Annotated in this window: 10 protein-coding genes; 5 read left to right on the forward strand and 5 right to left on the reverse strand. The window is 65.1% G+C overall.

The window, feature by feature from the left end:
- Both ACXJ7R_RS18405 and ACXJ7R_RS18410 read left to right on the forward strand, forming a co-directional pair.
- The coding region (locus tag ACXJ7R_RS18405) for a DUF1127 domain-containing protein (protein WP_457153089.1) at positions 1 to 321 on the forward strand (321 nt) is incomplete at its 5' end.
- A gap of 27 nt (positions 322 to 348) precedes the next feature.
- Positions 349 to 630, forward strand: a complete 282-nt coding sequence (locus ACXJ7R_RS18410; RefSeq protein ID WP_457153090.1) for a hypothetical protein — start codon at positions 349 to 351, stop codon at positions 628 to 630.
- Positions 631 to 761: 131 nt separating this feature from the next.
- Here ACXJ7R_RS18410 and ACXJ7R_RS18415 read toward each other — a convergent pair whose 3' ends face one another.
- Entirely contained in the window at positions 762 to 2264 is a 1503-nt protein-coding gene (locus ACXJ7R_RS18415; RefSeq protein ID WP_457153091.1) for a helicase HerA domain-containing protein, read from the reverse strand.
- 419 nt (positions 2265 to 2683) lie between these two features.
- Between ACXJ7R_RS18415 and ACXJ7R_RS18420 the strand changes: the two genes are divergently transcribed.
- On the forward strand, positions 2684 to 2989 hold the full coding sequence (locus ACXJ7R_RS18420) for a hypothetical protein (protein ID WP_095091288.1): 306 nt from the start codon (positions 2684 to 2686) through the stop codon (positions 2987 to 2989).
- 19 nt (positions 2990 to 3008) lie between these two features.
- Here ACXJ7R_RS18420 and ACXJ7R_RS18425 read toward each other — a convergent pair whose 3' ends face one another.
- The gene (locus ACXJ7R_RS18425; RefSeq protein WP_457153092.1) at positions 3009 to 3761 is read right to left on the reverse strand and encodes a GntR family transcriptional regulator; all 753 of its coding nucleotides are present in this window, start codon (positions 3759 to 3761) and stop codon (positions 3009 to 3011) included.
- A 314-nt stretch (positions 3762 to 4075) separates the two neighbouring features.
- Here ACXJ7R_RS18425 and ACXJ7R_RS18430 point away from each other — a divergent pair, with 314 nt between their 5' ends.
- Positions 4076 to 4267 (forward strand): hypothetical protein, encoded by a 192-nt coding sequence (locus tag ACXJ7R_RS18430; protein ID WP_457153093.1) that lies wholly within the window; start codon positions 4076 to 4078, stop codon positions 4265 to 4267.
- A gap of 49 nt (positions 4268 to 4316) precedes the next feature.
- On the opposite strand, the gene ACXJ7R_RS18435 is transcribed toward ACXJ7R_RS18430, so the two are convergent.
- The 3 genes from ACXJ7R_RS18435 to ACXJ7R_RS18445 all read right to left on the reverse strand — a co-directional run bounded on the left by ACXJ7R_RS18435 (position 4317) and on the right by ACXJ7R_RS18445 (position 7158).
- Positions 4317 to 5147: an aldo/keto reductase gene (locus ACXJ7R_RS18435; protein ID WP_457153094.1), complete on the reverse strand. Its 831-nt coding sequence runs from the start codon at positions 5145 to 5147 to the stop codon at positions 4317 to 4319.
- 111 nt (positions 5148 to 5258) lie between these two features.
- A complete protein-coding gene (locus tag ACXJ7R_RS18440; RefSeq protein ID WP_457153097.1) occupies positions 5259 to 5891 on the reverse strand; it encodes a Vgb family protein in 633 nt (210 codons plus the stop codon).
- Positions 5892 to 5937: 46 nt separating this feature from the next.
- On the reverse strand, positions 5938 to 7158 hold the full coding sequence (locus ACXJ7R_RS18445; protein ID WP_457153095.1) for a helix-turn-helix domain-containing protein: 1221 nt from the start codon (positions 7156 to 7158) through the stop codon (positions 5938 to 5940).
- Between the two features lie 452 nt (positions 7159 to 7610).
- On the opposite strand from ACXJ7R_RS18445, the gene ACXJ7R_RS18450 reads away from it, so the two are divergent.
- Positions 7611 to 8363: a DUF899 domain-containing protein gene (locus ACXJ7R_RS18450; protein ID WP_457153096.1), complete on the forward strand. Its 753-nt coding sequence runs from the start codon at positions 7611 to 7613 to the stop codon at positions 8361 to 8363.
- Positions 8364 to 8518: the final 155 nt, after the last annotated feature.

The raw sequence follows: 8518 nt of genomic DNA on the forward strand, positions 1-8518 counted from the left end.
AAACGATCCGATTTCAACAGCAGCCGCCTGACGAAGTCCAGTTGCTGCCTCACGTCTTCAGCGTGGGGCAGCATCACGCAACCAACAGGCAATGAACAGACGGCGCTTGGAGGCGGCATGCCCGCATACCAGCGCCGCGAATCCTACCGAATGGAGAAAACAATGTTTCACTACCTCAAGCATGTTTCGATTGGGCTGAAGGCTCGCAGAACCGAGAGGGCTTTACGCGCTCTGCCAGACCATATCCTGAAGGACATAGGCCTTCGACGCGATGCAATCTCGTATGCCGTTCGAGAGCATCTGAAGCACGATCGTATTTGATCGTTCGCAACTAGATGGAATTGGAAAATGGAAATTCTTATAAACATGGCGAACATCATGTATGTGGTCGCTTACTTCACGCTGGATATTTTGCGGCTGCGGATGCTGACGACTGCAGCAGCAATCTGTCTCGCCGTGTACTTCTACAGCCAGCCGGCGCCGCTCATGAACGTGGTCGGCTGGAATGTCTTCTTTGTGCTTCTGAACCTCATCCAGATCGGCCGCATCTTGACGTCTCGCTACGTTAAGGTGCGGTCATACTCTCGCGGGGAAAATGCCGGCGGGCGCATGCGAAATGGCGGATTTTGAACAACATTGGCGCTCGAAACCGAGACATCAGGTATGAGGCGCATGGTTCCGAAAAGGTGCGGCCAGCGGCTGCTGGCGACTGTCGGCACTGGCGCAAATTCGCGGCAGGCCGGAAACCTGAGGCTGCCGCCTCACACCGCCAGGCGCCCCTGCTCCGCCTCCTCGGCATTGGGGTCGCCCGGGGCCGTCGCCCAGGCGAGTTCGACCAGCGTCACGGTGCGCCGGCCTACCCCGTCGAGCTGGCAGACAATGAGGCCTTGCTCCTCGATGTAGGTGAGGAGACGCCGGGCACGGCGCAGCGAGTGGGAGCCATAGGCGCGGGCGATCGCAGCGTCGCTCGGGCAAGGCCAGCCCTCCTTCGCCGCCCTGGCGATCATCATGAACACGCCCTGCATATCGTCGGGCAGCAGCGAGGCGCGGACCGAGACGTCCTGCCAGGCGTCATCCCCTGCTGCCATGTCGGAGCCGAGCCCGGCGCGGGCGCGCGTCAGCATGCGGCGGAACTCCGGCAGATCGGGCACCACCGAGGCAAGGCCCTCGATGCGGCAGCGCACCACGAACTCTTGATAAAGCACGCCGATGACACGGAAGCCCGCGTCGGGCTGCGCCAGGATGGCGCGCAGCACACGGTCCACACGCTCGCGGCGCTCGGCCAGGTCCTCCGCGCTGATTTGCGGCTCCACCGGCTCGGGGCGGATTTCGAGTGCCGCCGACTTCGCCGCCATTAGTTGATCGAGCAGGTCCGGCGAAGACCGGCGTTGCGGCCGCACGGTCTCGGGCGGCGGCGCTGCCAGGATGATGGCGCGTGCGTCCTCCAGCGCTGCTTCCGGCAGCGGCATCAGCCGCGGCGTGCCGTTGCGCGGACTGGTGTCGGTCGGGCCGATGCGCAGGCCGAGCGGCCGGCGTGACAACGCTGGACCGAGCGCCATGAACTGGCCGCGTTCCAGGTCGCGAAACGCCTCCGCCTGGCGCCGCTCCATGCCCAAAAGGTCGGCGGCGCGCGCCATGTCGATATCGAGGAAGGTGCGGCCCATGAGGAAATTGGACGCCTCGGCAGCGACGTTCTTGGCGAGCTTGGCCAGCCGCTGGGTGGCGATGATGCCGGCAAGCCCGCGTTTGCGGCCACGGCACATCAAATTGGTCATCGCGCCAAGCGAGAGTTTGCGCGCCTCGTCCGAAACCTCGCCGGCCACTGCCGGTGCGAACAGCTGCGCTTCGTCCACCACCACCAGCATCGGATACCAGTGGTCGCGGGCGACCTCGAACAGCCCGCCGAGGAAGGCGGCGGCCCGCCGCATCTGATTCTCGGCGTCGAGCCCCTCGAGATTGAGCACAGTGGAGACGCGGTGGATGCGCGCCCGCTCGCCGGCGCTCTGCAAGCCGCGCTCGGTATGCTCCTCGGCATCGATCACCAGATGGCCGAAACGGTCGCCCAGCGACACGAAGTCGCCCTCGGGGTCGATGATGGTCTGCTGCACCCAGGGGGCGCTCTGCTCCAGCAGCCGCCGCAACAGATGCGACTTGCCGGAGCCCGAATTGCCCTGCACCAAAAGGCGCGTCGCCAGCAGCTCCTCGAGATCGAGCGTCGCCGCGGCGCCTGCGGTCGTGTGTCCCATCTCGATCGCAACGGTCATCTCGACTCAGGCGCTCCTTTCGCAGACGGGCTTATCAACCCGATCACAGCCCGTCGAGCGCGCATGGCCGCCCGCGCCGTGTTGCGCACAGGCCAAGGACCGTCTCCGGATCATCCACAACAAGGGAGCCCTGTGGATAGTAACCAGCTGTTCACCATGTGACGGCGTTCCGATTGAAGCCGCGCCGCATCCGCTTAGCCTGACCTTGCATCGCGTCCCCAACGTGGTGCGTCCCAACCGCCCCCTGGCGACCGACGTTTTCAAGTTCCCTCTCGCAGTATATGTCGGTCGCCAACCTCGCCTGATCCCGCCAAGTTCCGACATCGTCGAGACTCGCCCGCTGGCGCAAACTTTGGGTTGACCGCCCCGGAGCGCGAGGCGACACTTCGCCGACGCTGGAAATGCGAGGAGGAAAAGCGATGGACGAGCCCGAACGGTGGCGCCACATGTCGACAGCGCCGAGGGATGGCAGCCGCATCCTGGTCACGGTTCGCCCGTCCGAACAGGGGCCGGCGGAAGTCGACCTCGCCTATTGGTCGCGCGCCGACCAGTTCGCCAGCGAAGGCTGGCGCGCGTCGGACTCCTCGCCGGGACGCGTCGTCGAATACGCCGAACCGGAACTGAAATGCTGGATGCCGCTGCCGACAGCCAATCTCAGCCGCGCCTCCATGCCGGCCCCCTGGGAGGGTGACGACGCACAGCAGCTCGACGGCTCGGGGATTTGAGGCGCGAAGCCTCAGGCCATCAAGCGAAGTCTTGCAGATTGGTTTCCCGGAGCTTGGCGCCCGCCAGCAGGGCTTCGAGCACCTGCTTCTTGAGATTGAGGCACTGCGATCGGGCAAGCTTGACGATGCCGGAAACGTCGCTCACCTCGCAGGCATGAACCAGGTCTTTCTGCTGACCGATGATCAGCTGCGTGAAGTCGCGCGACCTGAATCCGAGGTGGAGAGCCCTCTCCGACTGGTCGAGTATCTGGCCCAGCAACTGCGCCAGGCGTGAATTTCCGGACAGCTCCGCCAAGGCAAGACGAAAGGCACGATCCGCCGCCAGGAATGCAACGTGGCTGCGCAGCGTCTCCGGCTTCAGCACCTTCCTGGCTGCCTGCCTGACATCTTCGAGCCCGCGCTCTGTGAGCCCCGACGCACCCACCCTGAACACTTCCGGCTCGATCAGACCGCGGACATCGAAGATCTCGGTGACATCGCGCAGCGTCAGTGGCGTGATGACATAGCCACGTCGCGGCTCGCTCCTGACCAGCCCCTCCTGCATCAGCCGGGTCAGCGCCGCGCGGATCGTCGCCTTTCTGATCAGGTATCGATCGCCAATCTGCTTTTCCGTCAGCGTTTCACCGGGGCGAAGCACGCAGGCGACGATGTCGCTCTTCATCTGCTCGTACGCCTGCTCGCTGCGCAGCAGATCGGCGGTCGACGGGGCCGCGGCCGTGCCAGTGGACAGTGCCGGTTTCGTCGATGCGGCAGTCAAATCACGAGGAGTCATGCTTGTTCCGTTCTGGCGATCCGGTTGACGCCGCCATCGACTTTAAGTAGCCTTGAGCATCTCAGAATGATCATCTGGTCACCTCAAAAGGGATAACTGGCAATGGCTGTTCCGGTTGGCTCGCCTCTCTACGCGGTTGTCGATGATATCGTCAACGCTGCCGGAAGTCCCGATCCCCTCGCACGAATAAGGGCGGTGTTGGGCGACCATACGAACTGATCGGCATCTACAGGGGTGGCGAGACGAACTTCATCTATCCCGATGCCGCCAGCAAGCTCGATGCCCCGCGACGGCAGGACTCCACAGCGCCCGTCGTGCTGCACCTGCCCCGGCATACAGTGCATTCGGTCGCCAACACCGGCAGCGCACGGTCCGGCGCGCTTCATGTCTATCTTGGCGATCTCCCGGCGACCCACCGACAACTTTGGGATCTGCAAAGCAATCAAGCCGAGCCGTTTGACAACGATCGCTATCTGGCCGGCGCTCAGCCCATCGAGCGATCTTGAGGCAGGCGCCGTTCTCCCACAAACAAGGGGAGAAGGGAGAGCCTTCCCCTCAGAACAGGAACGACGCCGTAGCGGGGTTTGGGCCGGTGCGGCCGTTTGGCGAATCCATGCCCCGGATCGCCTGCAGGTCCTGCGCATCCAGCTCGAAATCGAAGACATCGAAATTGGCGGCGATGCGATCCCTGCGGATCGACTTTGGAATGACGATCAGCCCTTCCTGAAGGTGCCAGCGGATAATCGTCTGCGCCGCGGACTTGCCATGCTTGTCGGCAATGCCCGCGATGGTCGGGTCGTTCAGCAGCCGACCGCTGCCCAGCGGGCTCCAGCTTTCGATGCGGATGTCGTGGCTGGCATGAAAGTCCCTGATAGCGCGCTGCTGGAACTGGGGATGCAGCTCGACCTGGTTGACCACTGGCGTCACGCCGGTCTCGCCGATGATCCGCTCAAGATGGTCCTGGTTGAAATTCGAAACGCCGATCGACTTGATGCGGCCGGCCTGCCTGAGTTCGACCAGCGTCTTCCACGCCTCGACATATTTGTCCTGGCTAGGCACCGGCCAGTGGATCAGGAACRGGTCGAGTTGCTCTATGCCGAGCTTCTCCATCGTCTCGTCGAAGGCGCGCAGCGCCGCATCGCGCTGGTGTGCGCCGTTGCGCAGCTTGGAGGTGATGAACAGCTCGCCTCTCGGCACGTCGGAGCTGCGGATCGCCTCTCCAACCCCATCCTCGTTCCGATAGCCCTCGGCGGTGTCGATCAGACGATAGCCGGCCTCGATCCCCCAACCCACCACCCGGGCGGTGATATCCTGGTCGACTTGCCACACGCCAAGTCCGAGCTGGGGAATGGCGGAGCCGTCGTTCGACGGTATCTGTTCAGGCATGGCAGGTCCTTTGCAAAAGATGATCCGGGCGGTCCGCCCGGCGCATGCCCTATCTAGGTTCGACGGGGAGCAACGACCAGTCGACAGCGGTCGAATTTGCCGGGTGCGAGCTCATCTCGGCCGGCGCACCGCCCGCACCACCCCGGCGGATACGCTGCCGCAGAACAGGCGTTCGCCGCCATCGGATTCCAGTCCCGAGACGCCCATGCCGGCCGGCATGTCGAGCTTCTCCAGAACCTTGCCGGTTTGCGGGTCGACGCGGCGCAGGTCGCTCTGCTCGCCCTCCCAGGTGGCGTGCCACAGCTCGCCGTCAACCCAGGTCACCCCGGTGACGAAGCGGTTGGATTCGATGGTGCGCAGGATTGCCCCGGTTTCGGGGTCGATCTGGTGAATCTTGCGCTCCCGGTACTGGCCCACCCAGAGCGTTCCTTCCGCCCAGGTGAGCCCGGAGTCGCGCCCGCCGCCGGGCGCCGGAATGGAGGCCAGCACCTTGCCGGTGTCGGGGTCGATCTTCTGGATGCGATCCCCGGCAAGCTGGAAGAAATGCCGGCCGTCATAGGCGGTGCCTGCGTGCGCGGCGACATCGATCGAGCGCAGCGCCTGCCCGCTTTCCGGATCGAAGGCGTTCAGTTTCTCACCGGAGGCAAACCAGACGTTGCGCCCGTCGAAGCTTACCCCGTGCACGGTGTCGACGCCCGGAAAGGGTCCGTATTCGCGCAGGATTTCGGCCGCTGAATGTTTCATGTCTTTGTCCTCACTGAGATGATCGAGCATTTTCGGGGATCATGCTCTAACCGTTTGGCAGCGGGGCCGGGAGTAACAAGGTCGTCGTGAAACCGGCCACAGGCGGCGTCATCCAGCGGCGCGCCCGGCCATGCCCGAACGACTGCACCTTGCCGGCCTCGCCAAGCTGCTCCAGCGCCCGCTGCACGCTGCGCTGGCCGGTGCCAAGCGCCAGCGCCAGCGCCGAACTCGCCCAGGATTCACCATCGGCAAGCAAGGCCAGCACCGCGGCGTGCCGCTCCTCGATCGGCCGCGCCAGCACCACCACTTCGAGCGCATGGCGCGGCGCCAGCGCAAAGCCTTGGCTCGTGGCATTGATGTCGGCAAGCGTGCGCAGTTCGGCGCGCAACCGGCCGATCTCGACCCGCAATCGGGCCCGATGCGATTCATCGGCGTGCCTGCCGCCAAACGCCTGTGCGATAAGCGTCGCCCGCGACACATCCGCCGGCCATGCTTCGGCCAGCGTGCGCGCCAGTGCAAACAAAACCGGCCGCGTTGCCAGCGAGACCATGGTTTCCTGCTGGCGCACGAGATAGCGCAAGGCATCGACGACCAACGCCGGCGACGCCTGCAGCGCCTCGACCTCTTCGAGTAGCAGCGGGCGCTGCTGGCCGCGCGCGATCAGCCGCGCCGCCGGCGCGCCCAGCGCCAGGAATGCGTTGTCGACCTCGGCTATCAGCCCCGGAATGCCGGCCCGGCGGGCGGCGTGTCGCGCCCACTCCAACGCGGTACGCGCGGCCCTTGTCTTGAGGCGCCGCATGGCGATGCCGGCGACCGCCAGTTCGTGCGCGGCTCTCGAGGCTGGCGGGAGCGGCGCCGGATCGAGCCCGGCCAGCACGTCTTCAGCCTCATCGAGGCGGCCAATCAACAGCAGGCGCCGCACCTTGAGGTGGCTGGCATGCGCGGCGTTCAGCCGGTCGCCATGCTTTTCCAGCGTCGCCCGCGCAGCATCCAGCGCCTTGGCTGGCCAGCCGAGGTCCCGCGAGACCAGTGCGATCTCCGCCTCGGCGACGACGCATCTGGCGCGCGCCACCGCCTCCTTCGGACCGAAGGCGCGCGCGGCCCGCCGCAATAGCGCCTTGGCGCGGTCGAGGTCGCCGAGCTGCGCCATCGCGATGCCGCGCAACGCCAGCGCCGGCGCGTCCTCGCGCAGGGCGACGCGGTCCAGCGCCCCGAGTGGATCGCCCGCGGCCAGCGCCAATGCCGCTGCCGTGATCAGCGAGTCCATTCAAATCCCGTCACACTTGTAACTCCCACCCCWGCACTGCCCGCCCTAACTTAAGTCATGACCGCCAACCAGCAAGCCGTATCGGCAACAGGCGGCACACCAGGGAAAACAGCAATGACTTGGATGATGACCTAGCCATCAGGACAGGCGGAAGGCGCCGTGGCCGCCGTTGACGCCAATATCGGCACTCGTAGCCTGAGCATCTCAGGTATCGATATTAAGCATCTCGTAAAGGACAATTGACAATGCCTGACTCCGACGATCTGCCTCTCCTCGCGACGAACGACACGGTCGAGCGCGCCGGGCGCCACCCCTGCTGCGGCGGGCCTGCCCATTCAAATCCCGTCACACTTGTAACTCCCACCGGGGCGCTTCATCGCCCTACCCTGCCTCACGATCCGCAAGCAACAACGCGCCGCGCTGGCGCCACAGACTGACAAAGGAGACGAGCAATGACCAAGCACACCGCAATGAAGACCCCACCAATCGTTTCACAGCAGGCGTGGGAAGCCGCGCGCGAAGAACTGCTGGTGAAGGAGAAGGCCACACTGCGCGCCAAGGACGCGCTGGCCGCCGAGCGCCGGCGCATGCCGTGGATGGAAGTGGACAAGGCCTATGTGTTCGAGGGGCCGAACGGCAAAGCGAGCCTGCTCGATTTGTTCGAAGGCCGCCGCCAGTTGATCGTCTACCGCGCCTTCTTCGAGCCAGGGGTTCATGGCTGGCCCGATCACGCTTGCCGCGGCTGTTCGCTCGGCGCCGACCAGGTCGGCCATCTCGCCCACCTCAACGCCCGCAACACCACGCTTGCCTATGCCTCGCGCGCACCGCAGGCCGACATTGCGCGGCTGAAGAAGCGGATGGGCTKGGAGATGCCTTGGTACACCATCACCGATAGCTTCGACAAAGACTTCGGCGTCGACGAATGGCACGGCCACAACGTCTTCATCCATGACGGCGACCGGGTATTCCGCACTTATTTCATCAACAGCCGCGGGGACGAGGCGATGGGCACCGTGTGGAGCTACCTCGACGCAACGCCGCTCGGCCGCCAGGAGATCTGGGAAGACTCGCCCGAAGGCTATCCGCAGACCCCGCTCTACGGCTGGTGGAACTGGCACGACAATTACGATGCCGCGCCCGACCAGAAATGGGCAGAAGTGTCGGCTGCCGGCGAAGCGGCGTTCAGGGACAAGGACGGCCAGTAAGGATCTGCTGAGAGTGTCCGGCCGCCATCCAGCTTGGGTTCCTCGCCCCCGCCAAAGGCGGGGGAGAGGTGGCCGCGAAGCGGCCGGAGAGGGGGCTTTCGTAGGACGCGGCCCCCTCTCCGTCTCGGCTTCGCCGAGCCACCTCTCCCCCACTC

Source organism: Mesorhizobium sp. P5_C1 (assembly GCF_054049815.1).

Excerpts from the sequence above, each read along its gene's own strand:
- ACXJ7R_RS18410 (WP_457153090.1), top strand. The coding sequence starts at position 349 with ATGGAAATTCTTATAAACATGGCGAACATCATGTATGTGGTCGCTTAC.
- ACXJ7R_RS18415 (WP_457153091.1), bottom strand. The coding sequence starts at position 2,264 with ATGACCGTTGCGATCGAGATGGGACACACGACCGCAGGCGCCGCGGCG.
- ACXJ7R_RS18420 (WP_095091288.1), top strand. The coding sequence starts at position 2,684 with ATGGACGAGCCCGAACGGTGGCGCCACATGTCGACAGCGCCGAGGGAT.
- ACXJ7R_RS18425 (WP_457153092.1), bottom strand. The coding sequence starts at position 3,761 with ATGACTCCTCGTGATTTGACTGCCGCATCGACGAAACCGGCACTGTCC.
- ACXJ7R_RS18440 (WP_457153097.1), bottom strand. The coding sequence starts at position 5,891 with ATGAAACATTCAGCGGCCGAAATCCTGCGCGAATACGGACCCTTTCCG.
- ACXJ7R_RS18445 (WP_457153095.1), bottom strand. The coding sequence starts at position 7,158 with ATGGACTCGCTGATCACGGCAGCGGCATTGGCGCTGGCCGCGGGCGAT.